This is a genomic window from Neoasaia chiangmaiensis (genome assembly GCF_002005465.1).
Lineage (GTDB): Bacteria > Pseudomonadota > Alphaproteobacteria > Acetobacterales > Acetobacteraceae > Neoasaia > Neoasaia chiangmaiensis.
Map to the genome: position 1 here is coordinate 2,422,729 of NZ_CP014691.1, position 16,130 is coordinate 2,438,858.

Here is a 16,130-nt window from a genome sequence, read left to right on the forward strand (position 1 = left end):
CCTCAGATCGCGTTGCGCACGGAGACCACGACCTGGCCGTCGAGCATGTCGATGCGGCGGCGGGCGAGGTCGGCGTGGCTGGGGGAGTGGGTGACCATGACGATGGTGGCGCCTTCGTCGTTGAGGCGCTGGAGGATATCCATCACCTGCGCGCCATTTTCGGTGTCGAGATTGCCGGTCGGTTCGTCGGCGAGGATCAGGCGCGGCGCGCCGACGATCGCGCGGGCGATGGCGGCGCGCTGCTGCTGTCCGCCGGAAAGCTGCGACGGGTAATGCCGCGCGCGATGCGCGATGCCAACCCGATCCATGGCATGCGCCACGCGCGTGCGGCGTTCACCTTTCGGCATGTTGCGATAGACCAGGGCAAGCTCGATGTTTTCCTCGATCGTCAGTTCGTCGATCAGGTTGAAGCTCTGGAACACATAACCAAGATGTTCACGCCGGAATTTGGCCAGCGCCGCTTCGTTCATCGCCGTCAGTTCGTGCTCGCCGAAGCGGTATGAACCCGCCGTCGGACGGTCGATCGTGCCGAGGATGTTAAGCAGCGTGGACTTGCCGCAGCCCGACGGCCCCATGATGGCGACGAACTCGCTCGCCTCGATCCGCAGATCGATGTCGTGCAACGCCGTGGTTTCCACCTCGTCAGAGCGATAGAGGCGCTGGATGTGCGAGAGTTCGATCAGCATGTATGGGGCCTTTCGCTCAGTGGACCGCGAGATGGTTGAAGTTCTTGTAGGAATTGTAGGACGAGACGATCACCCGATCGCCTTCGTGCAGGCCGCCGGTGATTTCCACCTGCTCAGGGTTACGCCGGCCTGACGTGATGCCGACGCGGTCTGCCGTATGGCCGTTCGACGCCACGACAAAGGCCGACGAGCCGCCACTGGCTTCCAGCCACGCCCCGTTCGGCAGCACGAGCGCACGGTGCGTTTCGCCCAGCGTAATGCGCAGATCCACGCTCTCGCCGCGACGCAAGCCGCCCGGGGGCGCTCTGTCGAAGGTCAGTTCGGCGCGGAACTGACCGTTCGTCACCTGCGGATGGACACGCGAGACGGTCATGGGAATTTTCGTGTCGCCGAGATCGGCCTCCGCGCGCTCGCCCACGGCGACACGACCGAGATAGAATTCGTCGATATCCGCATCGAGCCGATACAGGCCCTCACTGTCGATCTGCCCGATCTTGTCGCCTGCCTTGAGCGACTGCCCCGGCTGAAGGTCGAAGTTGGTGAGCCGCCCCGGCAACGGTGCGCGGAGGACGAGAGCGCCAAGACTGGCCTCGACCACGTCGAGATTGGAGCGCAGACGCTGCGCTTCCTCGTCGATTTCCGCGCCTTGGCGATCCGCCACCTTGCGATCCTGCGTCAGCGCGCCCTCAAGACGTTTGAGACGCTGGGCGTAGTAATCCGCTTCGTCGCGATAGGATTGGACATTCGCCTCGGATTCAAAGCCCTGTCCGTGCAGTTGTTCACGGATCGAAAGCTCGCGCTGCGCCTTGAGGAGATTGTAGCGCGCTTCCGCCAGTTGCGTCTCTTCGGTGGTGCGCGTCTGCTGCAACGTCAGGCGCTGCGCGCTGACCGCGCCGAGCTGGCTTGCGATCTGCGCTTCGCGCGAGGTGACGTCCAGTTGCAGTTGCGGGTTCGTCAGGCGGGCGAGGATATCGCCCTTTTTCACGAGGGCACCGTCCCGTGCGACCACCTCGGCCACTTCGCCCCCCTGCACGGCGTCGATGAAGGTGACGTTCAGCGGCGCGACCGTCGCACGGACCGGCAGATAATCGAGAAACGGTGCGGACGTGACCGTTGCCGTCGACAATTGGTCACGCGGCACGGACAGCGTGCCGGATGCTGGCACAAGCCGCCACCCGGCCACAAGCAACGCCACGATCGCGACGGGCGCGCCGTAACGCAAGGCGCGGCGAACCACAATCCTGCGTTTCGACGGCCGCACGGCCCGATCCATGCCGCTGCCCAGGGCGGAACGTGGCGTGTCGGCAACGGAAAGGCTGCTGGCGACCGGTCGATCCATACGCTGTTTCTCCTTTGGGAAAACAGTGTATCATGATGAAGACAAACATTAGATTGTTGATAAGAAACGACTATTTGCACGCGCGCCATTTCGGCATGTTCGAAATCGGACACGCTGTCCGGAAGCGGACACCTTCGGACGCTGTGTCAAGAGGAAAACGGATGGGTAATGTAACGAATCGAGCAGAGCCCTGATGTCGCAGCCTGATGCCAAGCCGCTTCTGCTGTTTGTAGATGACGATCCCGATATTCAATCAGCCGCCCGCCTGCTGTTCAGGCATCGCAGGCTGGAAATCGTGTGCGCCAATGACGCACAATCCGCGCTGACGCAGCTTGCGACGCATGCGGTCGATCTCGTGCTGCTCGACCTCAATTACAGCAGAGGGGCAACGAGCGGCGCCGAGGGACTGACGCTGCTGAAGGACATGCTCGTTCTGCGTCCTGAGTTGCCCGTTGTGGTCGTGACAGGGCACAGTGGTGTCACGATTGCTGTCGAGGCGATGCGGGCCGGCGCGCGCGATTTCGTCATGAAGCCGTGGCACAACGATCGTCTGGCGACGCTGATCGAGAAGTTGCTTGCAGGCCGGACAACCGGGCGCGAGACGGCGGGTGAGCCTGCCATGATCGTGGCCTCAGCGGCGCTGGGGCGGATCGTCGGGGAGGCGGATCGCCTTGCGCCGACGCGGGCGCCGATCGTCATCTGCGGCCCACCGGGAAGTGGAAAGACGCTTCTGGCGCGGCGTATTCTTGCCCTGTCTCGCGATGCGGGGAGTGAAACTCTGATCCGTGCGGAAGAATGCGACACATTGCCCGAGGAACATGGGAACTGGCTGATCCGGGACGTCGAGACGCTAACGCCGACGATCCAGCGTCGGCTGGCTGACAGCCTCGAGAGAGTCAATCCGCCGCGCGTCATCGCAGTTTCATCTCTTGATCGGAATGTTCTGGAGGCGCGACTTGACCCCAGACTGATGCTTCACCTCGGCATGGTGGTCTTGACCATACCGCCCCTGGATCGAAGACCTGATGACATCGTCGCCTTGGTCACCCATTTCTCGCATTATTTCGCCACCCGTCACGGCCTGCCCGAGCCTGACGTGGACGACGTCTGTCTCGCGTCCCTGAAAGCGGCGGTCTGGCCCCAGAATGTGCGATCCCTTCGCGCCACGGTTGAGCGCGCAGTTTTGACGGGGACCTGGCACGTTCCTTCCTGCGAGCGGCATGGGAGCGCAGATGGTCCGGCGACGCTTCATGATACGGAACGCATGCTCGTCGAAACGGCGCTGCGCAAGCATGGCTTCAATGTCACACAGGCCGCGCGGGAGTTGGGGCTGACACGCCCGGCGTTGTATCGCCGGATGGCACGGTACGGGCTATAGATGCGCGTCGTTCTCGCCACATTGGCAAAAGTGGCAGGCATCGTCGCAGCTTGTTGTCTGGCGAGGCCCGTTTGGCAGAACGGATTTTTCGCGACGGCCGTGCTTCTCGTCTGTGTCGCCGTATTTTGCATGGCCTCGCTTATCGCAACGCAGCTTGAGCTGCTGCGCCGTGCTCAGCGTAAGGAACCATCCGTCGTGCGGCCTGTCGGGCGCGAAACGCTGCGCAATCGCGCTCTTCTCGATCATGCGCCGGTGCCCCTGCTGTTTCAGCAGACCGACGGCACGCTTCACGCCGCCAATCGGGCGGCGCGCCGCCTGTTCGAGACGGAAGGACGGCTGATTGCGCCGCCTCCGGCGCTTCTTGCCGTCATCGAACCTGACAAAAGCGCATCCGAGCATGCTGTCATCCGACTGCCTTCATCCGGCGGCTCATCGCGTGTCTATGCGGTGTCGGTCGGACAGGGCGGTGGTGCTGGCGGGATCGTCGCTTATCTGGCGTTGATGGATGTCGAGGCGAGCATAAACGCCGCCGAGGCACAGGCGCTTCGCGAGCTGCTCCAGATTCTCAGCCATGAGATCATGAACTCTCTGACGCCGATCGTCTCCCTCTCGGCGACGGCGGCGGAATTGTTCAGCGAAGTTCCGACGCGTGAGACGGGGCTGATGATCGGCGAGGCACTCGCGACGATCAGGCGACGCGCCGATGGGCTGGATCGGTTCGTGCGCGGCTATCGCGATCTTGCGCGTCTGCCTGCACCGGACCTGCAGCCGGTCGATCTTGGGGAACTGCTACGCGAGACGGCGCGACTTTTCGATGCCCGATGGGCTGGACGTGTGGCGCTTGAGCTTGCGTTGCCGCCGAAACGGATCATGGTCAGGCTGGACCGGGGGCAGATGGAGCAGGCGCTGCTCAATCTTCTGAACAACGGGGCGGAAGCTGCTTTGGAGCATCCTGCGCCGCGCATACAACTCGCCGGGGCATGGATTGACGGTGCCATTCAAATCACGGTGCACGATAATGGCAGTGGCATCGACGCGGCCCAACGCAAGCGTATTTTCGAGCCTTTCGTTTCCTTCAAGGCGAACGGAAACGGGATCGGGCTCAGTCTCGCACGGCAGATCGTGCGGGGACATGGCGGGGCGCTCATTCTGGAAGACGAAATGGCGCTCGGACCATGGACAACAGGATTATGTATCCGACTGTGAGAACGGCTCGGATAATCTTGGATGAGGGCGTAGATAGACGCGCATCTACTGGCTTTTGAGCACAGTCCCCGAGCTTCCGTCGCCCAGCACAGCATCCCAAAGCGGTTTCTCCATAAACCGACCATCGGGAGTGCGAGGACTACAGCGCCATCCCGTGACGGACCAATGGTAAGGCATATATATTCCTGGTGTCGGGCCGCATTGTGGAGCGTCTGTTACCAGCCGGATATGATCCGCCGGTATCTTCAGTGCCGCATAGGTCTTTTGCATCCAGCCTGCGCTCACTTCCCGCGCAGCATACATACCCCACCAGTGATCGGCTGGGGTCGCTGACGGTTCGGAGAGCCATGCCGCTATCGAGCCTGTTGCGTCATAATGGTCCCATGGGCTGGAAAGCAGGATCACCCGCGCCATAGTGAGGTGTTTGGCAAGATAGGCAACGAGACCAGATCCTTGCGAAAAACCAGACACTGCGAATGCTTTCCAGCGGGGAGCGCCGTCATCGAGATAGCTGTCCCAATGTTCCGACGGAAATGTGCGGTTCAGATAGTTCAGCATTGATGACGTGCGAGCTACCAACGCCTCGGGAGGCACGATCTCCAGTCCTTTCATCAGTGAGCCGCCGAAGACCTTCGCCTGCCGGTATTTCGAGAAACACGGATCCATTGAGGCATTACACAGTACTGTTCCGGCCGGGTTATAAACGTAATCGATCGTAAGAACACGATAGTGCTGTGCCAAGGCCTCCATCAAAAACGGCCGGCTCGGCGCGTTCCTCAACGACGATGCGCTTTCGAAGAATACCAGGAGGCGATCGTACTGGTTGCTGTCGCCCATAGGATGCGCTCGTCCCAGCGTGTTTCCGGGAGGCAGAAAGTCTCCGTCATGTCGAACCGAGAGTGCCGAAATTGCTTCATGTCGGTCGCCGTCGCACGGTAGGATTCGGAGCCGTTGACAGGATGATCCATGGCCTCACATGAACTCTCGGGACTGATTCGCTATCTCGATCAGGAAGATTGGCAGGACTGCTTTGCCGAAGTGCTTGACGATCACATCGTTCCGGCACTGGAAGCGGGCGACATCGCGTTCGAGGATCTGGCGGAGATGATCGGCCCCGACGTCGCCATGACGCTGTGGGGCTGCGCCTTCGAGGATTTTCTCGGGCAGGACTGGGATAACGGCCGGAATTTCATCGATGTCTATCTGAAGCGGCGAGGCTGGAAAGAGGGGCCGCGCAACAGTGCCTACATGCGGGCACTGAAAACCTCGGTCATGAGCCTGTATGAAGTCTCGGATATCGTGCCCGGCAAGAGCCTGATGGCGCGCGACCTGCTGCAGGGTGGTGATCCGGTTCTGGTGCAGGAGGGCACGGCCACCCGGACGCTGAAACCGTGGGATAGGATCGCTGCCCGTCTCGTCCCGTCGGATGGAAAGATGATCCTGGCGGGCGGGCTGTTGCCCTATTCCTCGGCAGCCTGCGAGGATCTGTCGGCGTCTTTTTACGAGGCCTTGCGCAAGCGTCGCGGCAAGGCGGCTTTCCCGAAGCTGGATACGGAGACGCTGCGTGAACTTGCGCCGGCCTTCACGCTGACCTGGTTGTTCCGGACTATGGAAGATATGGCCCGGCAGATGGAGGGGACGTCTCATCTCCTCTTCAACAGTGACGGTGACGAGCTTCTGTTCCATAAAATTCGCTACCCGCTTGCGAAAGGAGTGACGCAGAAGGCCGTTGTAGCAGTGCTGGATGCTGTCCCGAATCTGCGGCCGGAGAGCCGGACGTTCTGGAACTGGCTGGAAAACCATCAGGGGCCAAAGAAGGCGTTCCGGCCGCAGGGGCGGGCTAAGGAAGGGCTTTCCCTGACCAGTGAGATGGATGACGGTACAACGGTGCTGGGCACGCTGGAACTGAAGGGGCGGCAGCTTCTTGTCGGGGTCAACTCGCGGGAACGGGCGGTGCGTGCACAGGCGATGTTGGCCGAGGTGCTGGGCGGTCTGCTCGGGACGCCGCTGACGCAGATCATGACGCCCGACCAAGCGCTGGCCGAACGGGACGCACGGCACGATCCGGAAAATGATCGGGAAGCGCTGGGCCTTTCGTCGGAGGACGAGGCGCGGCTCATCGGTGAGGCGATGGAGCGTCATTACCGGCAGGTGCTGAACGAGGCTGTGCCCGCCCTCGGAGACGTCACGCCGCGCCAGGCGGCGCGCACGGCCGCCGGTCGGGAAAAGCTTGTCGCATGGCTCAAATCTCTGGAGAACAACGCCGCGAGGGTCGGGGACGGACAGCGCGGCATGGCCGCCTATGATTTCACCTGGATGTGGCAGGAACTCGGCGTTGCGAAACTCAGGAAATAGGCTGCTTTCGCGCTATTGCAGCCTTACAACCGCCCGTTGTTTCGACAAAAGCACAAACTTATCGGTGCGCACGAAATAATGCTGTTACGTCTGCGATGATCACAACGAACACGCTTACGGCCCCTATGTTTTTAACCACTTGCACTGATCGTCCACTGCGTTTTTCGCGACGGTCACCGTTTCGAATGCTTCAATAAACGAGTGGGTTGTTCCCAGATAAACCTTTGCTTCGACGTTGACGTTCGCGTTTCTAAGTTTCTGCGCGAATGCCAGGTTTTCATCTCTTAACACGTCGCACTCGGCAATCGTCATGCTCACGCGGGGCAATCCGGCAAGGGATGCGCGCAAGGGCGATGCCAGCGGGGACGATCGCATGCCGGGGTCATGAATGTAGCGTGACCAGAACAGCTCCATCTCGTTTGCTGTCAGCATGTAATTCGGTCCGTCATACAGGGAATACGACGGCCGATCGGTCTCGCTATCGAAAACGCCGTATGTCAGCATCAATCCCGTGAGAATATTTTTTCCTGCATCGCGCAGAGACAGGGCCGCTGCGACGACGAGATTGGCGCCAGCCGAATCTCCGCCCGCGAAAAGCGGGAGTCGCGCCAGGGCTGGAAACCGTTCTGCATCACGCAACGCCAGGATGCCGTCAATGACCTGATGCAGGGCGGTTGGAAAAACGTATTCGGGCGTCAGTACATAGTCGAATCCGACCACGACCATGCCTGCCCCTATGGCGTAGGCGCGCATGAGGCGGTCGTGTGTATCGAGGCTGAACATCGTCCAACCACCGCCATGAAAATATGCGAGTAAGCCACGTGCATCACCGGGAGGGGTGTAGATCCGCAGCCGCAATGCCGGCGCGATATCCTCCAGGACGATTTCCTCGATCCGCGCCATGTCGCGTGGCGGCGCGGTATGGAGGCATCGGCGGACTGCCTCAGCCTGAGCGCGGGCGGCAGACGGCGTCAACGTCTCGAAGGCGGCCAAGCCGCGTGTCGCCTCCGCCATCCGGTCGAGAAAGGCGCGGACGCCTGGATCGAGGGACGCACGCGTCATCGGACAAAAAACTGGTCGGTCATAGGTCAAGGGTAGCATAGAGACCCCGCACGTCGCTTCCACGCAGGACAAATATCCGCGCGGCTGGGCCAGACACGGCAGGACTTCGCTTGTGCGACTGAACACGCCCTCGCGCCCACAGCGATGATGCCGGCATGTCAGTATGACGTCGCACCTGGCCCGTGCCCGCATGAATCCGACCCGCGCGCAGCTTCACGTCTGGCCGCGTCATGCAAGAGTGCACGTCATGTTCGCACCCGATCCTTATCGTTGTGATGATCCGCACCGGCTGTGGCCGTTGATCGAAGCCATCCGCCTTGGCTCCGTCGCCTGCTGCGACGCAAAAGGCGCGATTGTGGTCAGCCATGTTCCGATCGTGCTTGATCGCACACGAGGTCCGCTCGGAACCCTCATCGGACACTTCGATCGCCGTAATCCTCACTGCGCGGCCCTGGCGCAGGCTGACGAGGCGGTCGTGTCGTTTCTCGGGCCTGACAGCGGGGTTTCGCCCGACTGGTACGGAACCGCGCCGCGCGTGCCGACCTGGCTGTATGTGGCAGTGCAGGCACGCGGACGGGCGACGATGGTGACCGATGTCGCCGGACTGCGCGATAGCGTGGTGCGCGCGAGCGCTTTGGCGCTGGCAGAGGGCTCGCCATGGTCGGCCGATGGAGTGGAAGACTACATGGCGAAACTGCTGCCTCACATCGTTGGATTTGAAATTCCGCTGCGCCGGCTTGAAGGGCAGTTGCGGCTTGCCCAGCAGAACGATTCGGACGACCGCGCCCGGGTCGAGGCAGCGCTGAGCGCGGGCTCGCTGCAGCAGCGGCGTATGGCCGAGGCCATGCGCCGGTTCGCGGACGACCTGCCGGTCATGGCGTAAGCCTGCGCCCGCTGCGCATCATCCGTTCGATCAGAATGGCGCCGGCAACGATGTAAGCGCCTAGGAAAATCAGCGGAGCCGGATGACCGGTCGCCGCCTGAAGCGTGAGGTCGGTCACGACGACCCCGATCATCGTGCAGCAGACGGCGAAGGCCGCGACCGGGACGATCCCGAACCAGAGCCCCCAGCGCGCGACGCCACCCAACGGTATGCGAAAGCGTCGCGGCAGGTCGGGTTCGCTGACACGCAGCCGCATGGCACTCAGCGCAACACCGGCGAAGGCCGCCATGGTGCCGAGGCTGACCACATCCGCCAGGATCGAGATCGGGAACAGGGCTGCAACAACGCCCGCGGCAAACGCGGTTGCCGCGATTCCAGCGCGTGGCGCGCCGGAGGTCTTATCAACCCGCGCCATCCAGCCCGGCAGAACGCCCGCACGCGCCATGGACAGGCAGATACGGGAGTGTCCATAGGTGTTCACCAGCATCACCGATCCCAGCCCGGCCAACGCACCGACCTTGATAAGCGATGAGAGGCCGCAATATCCGATCGCACTCATGACCCGTGCGACCGGGTCCGGCACGTCGAGCTGCCGGTAGGGCACGATGCCGGTCACCACGAGTGCCACGGCGATATAGAGCGCCGTGCTGACAAGTAATGTCATGATCAGGCCGAATGGCACGTCCCGGCCGGGGCGGCGTGCTTCGGCCGCCCCGTTGGCGACGGCATCGAACCCGAGATAGGCGAAGAACACAATGCTCGTCGCCCGGACGAGGCCGCTTGGCCCATAGTGGAACGGGCCGTCCGACGGCGGCAGAAACGGATGCCACAACCTTGGATGAACGTGGCTGAAGCCCACGACGAGAAACAGCGCGAGTACGCCGATCTTGACGGCGACCAGTGCCGTATTGGCGTGAGCGGTCACGCGTGCGCCGAACATCAGGGCAAAGCCTGCAAGCCCCAGAGCAAGCACGGCCGCGATATCCGCACGTGGGCCGGTCGACGATGCCGCGCCGTGCGCGGGTGCTATGGTCGCCGTCACGAGGAATTGCGGCATGGACATACCCATGTCGCGCAGCAGGCTTTGCAGATAGGCGATGAAACCGGTTGCGACCGTGGCACCCGCGAGCCAGTATTCCAGCATCAGCATCCAGCCGACCCAGAGGGCCGGACGGGGCCCGAATGCGCGTGCGGCATAAAGATAGGCTGCCCCGGCTTCCGGCATGGCGGCGGCGAGTTCCGCATAGCACAACCCGGTCAGCAGACACCCCGCGCCTGCCAGCAGGAACGCGATTGTCACGGCGGGCCCGGCATAGTCGGCTGCCGCCACGCCGGGCAGGATATAAATCCCGGCGCCAACGACGCATCCAATACCGAGCAGCACCAGATCGCGTGCGCCTAACGTGCGGTGGAGAGCGTTGCCGCTGGCACGCACGCCGGATCCAACAGGCAGGCTCATTGCACCAAAGTCCCACGCAACCATGCCAGTACCCGGGCCTGCACGTCGGTTTCAGTTGCAGAAGACACCGATTCCCCAAACCAGTGCGGTGCCCCGGCATAGGTCACGCGTTCCACGCGACGCCCGCGCGCCCGGAGCGCATTGAACAGCATCCGGCTCTGCTCCGGCGGTACGCGTGCATCTGCCGCGCCGTGCATCAGCAGCATCGGAATCGTGATCGCATCGACGGCGAATAACGGCGAATGGGCGTCGTAAAGCGCGCGCTCGCGGATCGGATCGCCGAAATACGGCGGGAGGAATCCGGTCGTGACGTCTGTACTCAGCGCCATGGCCGAAAGCTGGGTCGGCCCCGCGCCGTCGATTGCCGTGCGAAAGCGGTCGCTATGTCCGGCAAGCCACGCCGCCATGAACCCGCCATAGCTCCAGCCGCTGATCGCGATACGTCCGGCAGCAGCCGTGCCATCGCGCTCCAGCGCATCGATGCCATCGAGGATATCCTGCGCATCGACCCCGCCCCAGTCGTGCACGGTCGCACGGGCGAATTCCGGGCCGCGCCCGTCCGATCCGCGCGGGTTCGGCATGAACGTCGCAATACCGTTCGCCGCGAGCATCCGCGCCCAGTTGTGCCACGATCCGAGCCATCCGTTCGGCCAGGCGTCATACGGGCCGCCATGGATTTGCACCAGCAACGGCACGTTCCGCGTCGCGCCCGGCGGCAGGACGAGCAAGCCGGACAGCGTCGTGCCATCCTTGCTCCGCCAATGAACGATACGCTGCGTACCGAGCGGCCAGCCGTGAACCTGAGGATCAAGATCGGTGACGCGTGTGGCCTGTCCGTGACGCACTACCCAGATGTTGTCCGGATCATCCGGCCGGCTCGCGATGACGGCGACCGTCCCATCCTTCGTCATCGAAAAATCGTAAGGTTCGCCGCCCAAAGGCGTCGTCGGCGTCACGTGGCCGGTCCCTGCATCAACATGGGCGAGCGTGGGTGTCACATCCTCGATGCCGATCGCTGTCAGCCCCCTGCCGTCCGCATCCCAGTGCAGCGCGCGCAGGGACCCGCTCCAGTCGGCGCCGATCGGATGGGCGGTGTGACCGTCGCAGTCATAACGGCGGATCTCGCCTGAAATTCCGTCAGCGGCGAACACGCCATAGACGATATGGCGTCCGTCCGGCGAGAAGCCTGGGTGAACGGCGGTCGCATGGCCGGGAAGACGCGCCAGTTCATGCCCATCGAGATCTACGACCGTCACGTGCGAGCGATACCAGAACGCATCCAGGCTGGGATCGTCGCTGCTGCGTACAAGAAGGCTTCGGCTGTCCGGCGCCCAGGCGGCATCGAATACCGCAGGGTCCGCGATGGTAAGCGCATGCGCTCGGCGACCATCAAGCGGGACGAGAAACAGCCTGGCGCCCTTCTGCCCGGATGTCGCACGAGCACCGGAAGCAGAGGGGTGATCTTCACGCGTTACCAGGACCAGGAGCGTTTTTCCATCAGGTGCCCAACGGAATGAATTGATGTTGCCGGGCGGCGTAGCGAGCGAGCGCACTCTCGCAGGCCTCTTAGCTCCCGGAGAGCCTGTGAGCCACAAACGTGCGGTCGGCCCACCATGGGTGCCAATCCAGGCGAGCGTCCTTCCGTCCGGGGACCATTCTGGCGCGTGATCGCCTGAAAAACTGCCGGGAAGGGCAACCATACGGCCGGAGGATGTAGTTGCGCTTATCCAAAGTCGAGTCCTAGGCGGCTTATCTGGAGGGGCTGCGTCATCCAGTTCGAACACAACCTGCGTTCCATCAGGAGACAGGACGACGTCGGCCGGGTGCCGCAGGTGAGTGATTGCATAGGGGGTGATCGGATTTGGTGGCGATATCGCAGGATGTCCGATGGCATCGCCGCCGATCAGCATGCCTGCCAGCGCAAGTACCCGGCCGGCGGAGATGAGACGCCGGCATACGTGCGACGGTCGGTGCAGCATCAGGAGAATCCCTAGGTCGATTTAATCGTGCCGAGATTTTCATTGCGATTGTGACTTGTCCATCCGTGCAGGGACATGCATGGGCTCAATGGCCCTTTCAAGATGGCTGTTGGCCCTTATGGAAAAGACGCGGGGTCGAAACATTGATTACGTTTCAAACTCGGAACGTAACGTTTTGGGGCGGCAGGATCATGACGGAGGAGGCGAAAGTCGTGATATTCAAACGAAGTGCCGATCTGCCATTCAGCGTCCAGCCGGTCGTGGGACTCGAAGATCGTTACCCGTCCGGTTTCAACGATCCGTTGCATGCCCATGAACAATGTCAGCTCGCCCTCACGCTGTCGGGCATGATGACCGTGATGACAGCGGAGACGAGCTTCATCCTGCCGCCGTTTCGCGCAATGTGGATCCCAGCCTCGACTCACCATCAGGTGACCACCCGAGGCGCCGTGGTGTTCAACACGCTCTATATCGACAAGTCGCTTCGGGCCTGGGGCAACCACTGCCGCGTGTTCGACACGACACCGCTGGTTCGCGCGCTGATCGGCGAGATCCTGCATTTCCGCCTGCCTTATGCCCCGGACAGCCGTGAGGGGCGTTTGACCGCGCTTCTGCTGGACGAACTGGACCGGATGCCTGATCTCAATCTGCAGGTCACCATGCCGTCCGATCCGAGACTGGCCCGGGTGTGCCGGACGATCCTGTCCGATCCGTCCGATACATGCGATCTCGATCACTGGTCACGGGAGGCAGCGATGGGACGACGCACCTTCACGCGACTGTTCCGGCAGCAGACCGGCATGGGGCTTGCCGCCTGGCGGCAGCAGGCGCGGATGGTGGAGGCCATCGCCATGCTCGAACAAGGAATTTCCGTTACCGAAGTCGCCTACAGTGTCGGTTACGACAGCCCCAGCGCCTTCAGCGCCGTCTTTCGACGCATCTTCGGTGCAGCCCCCAGTGCTTATGCTGCGAACCGGGCCGTGCGCACCGCCTCCACCATAATCTGACGCCGATTTTTTCAGGAAGGATCGCCCAATGTCTTGCAGGGTCCGGGCCGCAACACGCTGCCTTCTCACAGCGGGTGTTGCCACCATGATGGCATCTTCCGCGCTGGCACAGACTCCAGTCGCGTCGCGGCATGCCCGGGCTGCCCGTTCGACGACACGTCCAGCGACGCATCCCGGCACGCGCCCGGCGGCGCAGGCCGTTCCCGGTGTTCATACCGGTTCGGGAACCCCGGATCAGACTGTTGATGCCGCGCCGGGAGAGGCTATCACGGTTTCCGCCACGCGTCGGCGCACGACCACACATGACGTCGCCAACTCCGTGACTGTGCTCACAGGGAAAAAGCTCGAACAGATCGGAGCACAATCCTATGAGGACTACATCAAGCTCATTCCGGGGGCGACGTTCACGCCGACCGTCCCCGGCATCTCGACCATCACGTTTCGTGGCATTTCCACGACGGCTGGTCTCGATCAGGGGCAGGGCACGACGGGGTATTTCCTGAACGACATTCCTCTGACCGAGCCGGGATTCGCGATCGACATTCCCAATATCGACACGTTCGACGTGGCCCGTGTCGAGGCGCTGCGCGGGCCACAGAGCACACTGTTCGGATCGGCGACACTGGGCGGCGCCATCGACTACATTCCCAATCAGGCCGATGCGTCGAAATGGGACGCGGCCGCGCAGTCGACCATCGACGGCATGCCGGGTCACGAAGTCGGCTATGGCGAAAAAGGGATGATCAACATCCCGCTTATCAAGGGTAAACTCGCCATTCGCGGCGTGCTCGATTATCGTCAGGATCCCGGCTATATCACCAATCTCGGCGTCGGACGCAACACGAACACGACCTATACGCGCAACGCCCGCGCAAGCATCGTCTTCACGCCAGTGGACGGCACCAAGATCGCCTATACCTATCTCGGACAAAGCGTCCAGGTGTCGGACGACCCCTATTCCGAACCCCAGGCTTTGGGCGATTACACCAAACAGCGCGGCATTACGGAGCGCGTCTATACCCAGACCCAGATGCATGAACTTAGGCTCGATCAGGAACTGCCATTCGCGACATTGTCCGCCATGGGCGCATTCCTTCGCAAAGGGCAGAGCAGCTACTGGGACGACACACCCTTTTTCGGACAGGTCGTACCTGGCCTAAACTCACCGACCTACGCGCCACAGGACGGCGACAGCAAGTCAATGTATTACGAGGTGCGGCTGGCTTCCCATCAACATAGCAATTTCACCTGGCTGCTCGGCGCCGCATTCTACGAGACGTGGAAACGGATCAGCGCGCCTGTGCTGACACCTGGAATCGAGCCTGCACTTGCCGGAATTTATGGGCCAGCACTTGCGAGTCAGCTTGTATCTCAGGGCGACGACTGGGAAAATCCGGATGTCGCGAAGTATGACGGTACCGAAAAGTCGATCTTCGGCGAGATGTCCTATCGCTTTTTGCATGACTTCACTGTGACCGGCGGCGCGCGCGTGTTCAACATGTCGCAGAATTCCTCAAGCGAGCTCGGCGGCTACGGTGCCTATCTCGATTATGGCACACTGTATCATCGGGGTGCGTCCACCGTCTCACAGACGAGCGCACTGCCGAAATTCTCGATCAAATACGAGCCGAACCGGCAGGTTATGGCGTATTTCCTCCTGTCTGAAGGTTACCGGTTCGGCGCGCCCAACACCAATCCGATCAACCCGAAATACCCGACACCCGCAGGCACCAAGTCGGACAGCCTGATCAACTACGAGACGGGTGCGCGCCTTAACTTTTTCCATAACCACCTTGTTCTCGAACCGACACTCTACTGGATCGACTGGAGCAATATGCAAACGCGTCTGTCGCGTCCGGACGGCATCACGTATGGCGCGAATGTCGGCAGTTCGACCAGCCGGGGTTTCGAATTTACCGGCACATGGTTCACGCCGCTGCCTGGCCTGTCGCTGAACGTGAACGCGACATATGACGACGCGCATACGAACCATACCATCACCGAGGCATTCGGCACCGTCATCGCCAAAGGATCTCAACTTGCCTCCAGCCCGAAATGGCAGTTCAGCGAAATCCTCAGCTATCAGAGCGATACCCTGCCGTTGCATCCACTGTTTTCAGTCGTGCATCACTATCAGGGCAGTGCGCCCGGTTTGCTCGGCAATTCCTTCCGGATTGGGGATTATAACACGGTCGATATCCGGGCCACGGGCACGTTCAAGACGCGGATCGGCACGTCTTCCATCAGTCTCTACGTCAACAATCTCAACAACTCGCATGGCGTGACGATGGGCTACATCAACGGTGCCCCGACGCTGGACCAAATTTACTTGATGCCGCCCCGCCTCATCGGCATGACAATGAACTGGCATCTTTGAATTTTTTAGAACCAGTCTTCACCTCCATAGTCGTGGCACAAATTTGGAGGCATGCAATGTGAGGAAGTACGAAAGTCCGGTTGGCTGCCTTTATGCGCGCAGAGCCTACATGCGTCCTAACACCACAAATCCCCTGTCGGCTTAGCGGAAATAGAGCGGACAGGCGGCTGTCGCCCTCATTTCGGACGCAGGCGAAGTGACTTGCGTTTCCTGGAATCGGACATGTGAACAGATTGGCGGAGAGTCGGTGTCCGTTGTTCTCGATGCGATTCATTCCCTTGAGATGAACTCCACCGACGATGAGAGGCTATGGAACGAGGCTTCTCCAAGGGAGACAGGCAGACAACCCGTATTCGCGGCTCGTCGGACCTGGAGCCGGGACTTCACTCACAAAGCGGC

Annotated in this window: 12 protein-coding genes; 6 read left to right on the top strand and 6 right to left on the bottom strand. The window is 61.7% G+C overall.

Translation table 11 applies throughout. The features are described from left to right. Positions 1-2 precede the first annotated feature (2 nt). Entirely contained in the window at positions 3-686 is a 684-nt protein-coding gene (locus A0U93_RS11685; RefSeq protein WP_077807493.1) for an ABC transporter ATP-binding protein, read from the bottom strand. Positions 687-702: 16 nt separating this feature from the next. After that, on the bottom strand, positions 703-2,025 hold the full coding sequence (locus A0U93_RS11690; protein WP_077807494.1) for an efflux RND transporter periplasmic adaptor subunit: 1,323 nt from the start codon (positions 2,023-2,025) through the stop codon (positions 703-705). Between the two features lie 193 nt (positions 2,026-2,218). On the opposite strand from A0U93_RS11690, the gene A0U93_RS11695 reads away from it, so the two are divergent. Together A0U93_RS11695 and A0U93_RS11700 are read left to right on the top strand one after the other, a co-directional pair. Continuing rightward, positions 2,219-3,403, top strand: a complete 1,185-nt coding sequence (locus tag A0U93_RS11695; protein ID WP_077807495.1) for a sigma-54-dependent transcriptional regulator — start codon at positions 2,219-2,221, stop codon at positions 3,401-3,403. A gap of 129 nt (positions 3,404-3,532) precedes the next feature. Next, positions 3,533-4,609: a sensor histidine kinase gene (locus A0U93_RS11700; RefSeq protein WP_245824856.1), complete on the top strand. Its 1,077-nt coding sequence runs from the start codon at positions 3,533-3,535 to the stop codon at positions 4,607-4,609. Positions 4,610-4,654: 45 nt separating this feature from the next. Here the strand turns inward: A0U93_RS11700 and A0U93_RS11705 are convergent, their stop codons facing one another. Further along, complete coding sequence (locus tag A0U93_RS11705; RefSeq protein WP_077807497.1) at positions 4,655-5,446, bottom strand: BPSS1187 family protein; 792 nt, start codon at positions 5,444-5,446, stop codon at positions 4,655-4,657. 129 nt (positions 5,447-5,575) lie between these two features. Between A0U93_RS11705 and A0U93_RS11710 the strand changes: the two genes are divergently transcribed. Further along, complete coding sequence (locus A0U93_RS11710; protein ID WP_077807498.1) at positions 5,576-6,964, top strand: hypothetical protein; 1,389 nt, start codon at positions 5,576-5,578, stop codon at positions 6,962-6,964. A gap of 123 nt (positions 6,965-7,087) precedes the next feature. On the opposite strand, the gene A0U93_RS11715 is transcribed toward A0U93_RS11710, so the two are convergent. Beyond that, a complete protein-coding gene (locus A0U93_RS11715) occupies positions 7,088-8,026 on the bottom strand; it encodes an alpha/beta hydrolase (protein ID WP_169852754.1) in 939 nt (312 codons plus the stop codon). A gap of 163 nt (positions 8,027-8,189) precedes the next feature. On the opposite strand from A0U93_RS11715, the gene A0U93_RS11720 reads away from it, so the two are divergent. Beyond that, entirely contained in the window at positions 8,190-8,909 is a 720-nt protein-coding gene (locus A0U93_RS11720) for an FMN-binding negative transcriptional regulator (protein WP_077808493.1), read from the top strand. On the opposite strand, the gene A0U93_RS11725 is transcribed toward A0U93_RS11720, so the two are convergent. Both A0U93_RS11725 and A0U93_RS11730 read right to left on the bottom strand, forming a co-directional pair. Then, positions 8,899-10,368 (bottom strand): APC family permease, encoded by a 1,470-nt coding sequence (locus tag A0U93_RS11725; RefSeq protein WP_169852756.1) that lies wholly within the window; start codon positions 10,366-10,368, stop codon positions 8,899-8,901. The genes A0U93_RS11720 and A0U93_RS11725 overlap by 11 nt on opposite strands. Beyond that, on the bottom strand, positions 10,365-11,921 hold the full coding sequence (locus A0U93_RS11730; protein WP_245824858.1) for a S9 family peptidase: 1,557 nt from the start codon (positions 11,919-11,921) through the stop codon (positions 10,365-10,367). Before A0U93_RS11730 ends, A0U93_RS11725 begins: the two co-directional genes overlap by 4 nt. A gap of 638 nt (positions 11,922-12,559) precedes the next feature. Here A0U93_RS11730 and A0U93_RS11735 point away from each other — a divergent pair. Both A0U93_RS11735 and A0U93_RS11740 read left to right on the top strand, forming a co-directional pair. Further along, positions 12,560-13,354: an AraC family transcriptional regulator gene (locus A0U93_RS11735; protein WP_158507566.1), complete on the top strand. Its 795-nt coding sequence runs from the start codon at positions 12,560-12,562 to the stop codon at positions 13,352-13,354. A gap of 85 nt (positions 13,355-13,439) precedes the next feature. Next, a complete protein-coding gene (locus A0U93_RS11740; RefSeq protein WP_169852757.1) occupies positions 13,440-15,731 on the top strand; it encodes a TonB-dependent receptor in 2,292 nt (763 codons plus the stop codon). Positions 15,732-16,130 lie beyond the last annotated feature (399 nt).

Bases quoted from the DNA above. Each gene is read 5' to 3' on its own strand.
- A0U93_RS11685 (WP_077807493.1), bottom strand. From the start codon at position 686: ATGCTGATCGAACTCTCGCACATCCAGCGCCTCTATCGCTCTGACGAG.
- A0U93_RS11690 (WP_077807494.1), bottom strand. From the start codon at position 2,025: ATGGATCGACCGGTCGCCAGCAGCCTTTCCGTTGCCGACACGCCACGT.
- A0U93_RS11695 (WP_077807495.1), top strand. From the start codon at position 2,219: ATGTCGCAGCCTGATGCCAAGCCGCTTCTGCTGTTTGTAGATGACGAT.
- A0U93_RS11700 (WP_245824856.1), top strand. From the start codon at position 3,533: ATGGCCTCGCTTATCGCAACGCAGCTTGAGCTGCTGCGCCGTGCTCAG.
- A0U93_RS11705 (WP_077807497.1), bottom strand. From the start codon at position 5,446: ATGGGCGACAGCAACCAGTACGATCGCCTCCTGGTATTCTTCGAAAGC.
- A0U93_RS11710 (WP_077807498.1), top strand. From the start codon at position 5,576: ATGGCCTCACATGAACTCTCGGGACTGATTCGCTATCTCGATCAGGAA.
- A0U93_RS11715 (WP_169852754.1), bottom strand. From the start codon at position 8,026: ATGACGCGTGCGTCCCTCGATCCAGGCGTCCGCGCCTTTCTCGACCGG.
- A0U93_RS11720 (WP_077808493.1), top strand. From the start codon at position 8,190: ATGACGTCGCACCTGGCCCGTGCCCGCATGAATCCGACCCGCGCGCAG.
- A0U93_RS11725 (WP_169852756.1), bottom strand. From the start codon at position 10,368: ATGAGCCTGCCTGTTGGATCCGGCGTGCGTGCCAGCGGCAACGCTCTC.
- A0U93_RS11740 (WP_169852757.1), top strand. From the start codon at position 13,440: ATGATGGCATCTTCCGCGCTGGCACAGACTCCAGTCGCGTCGCGGCAT.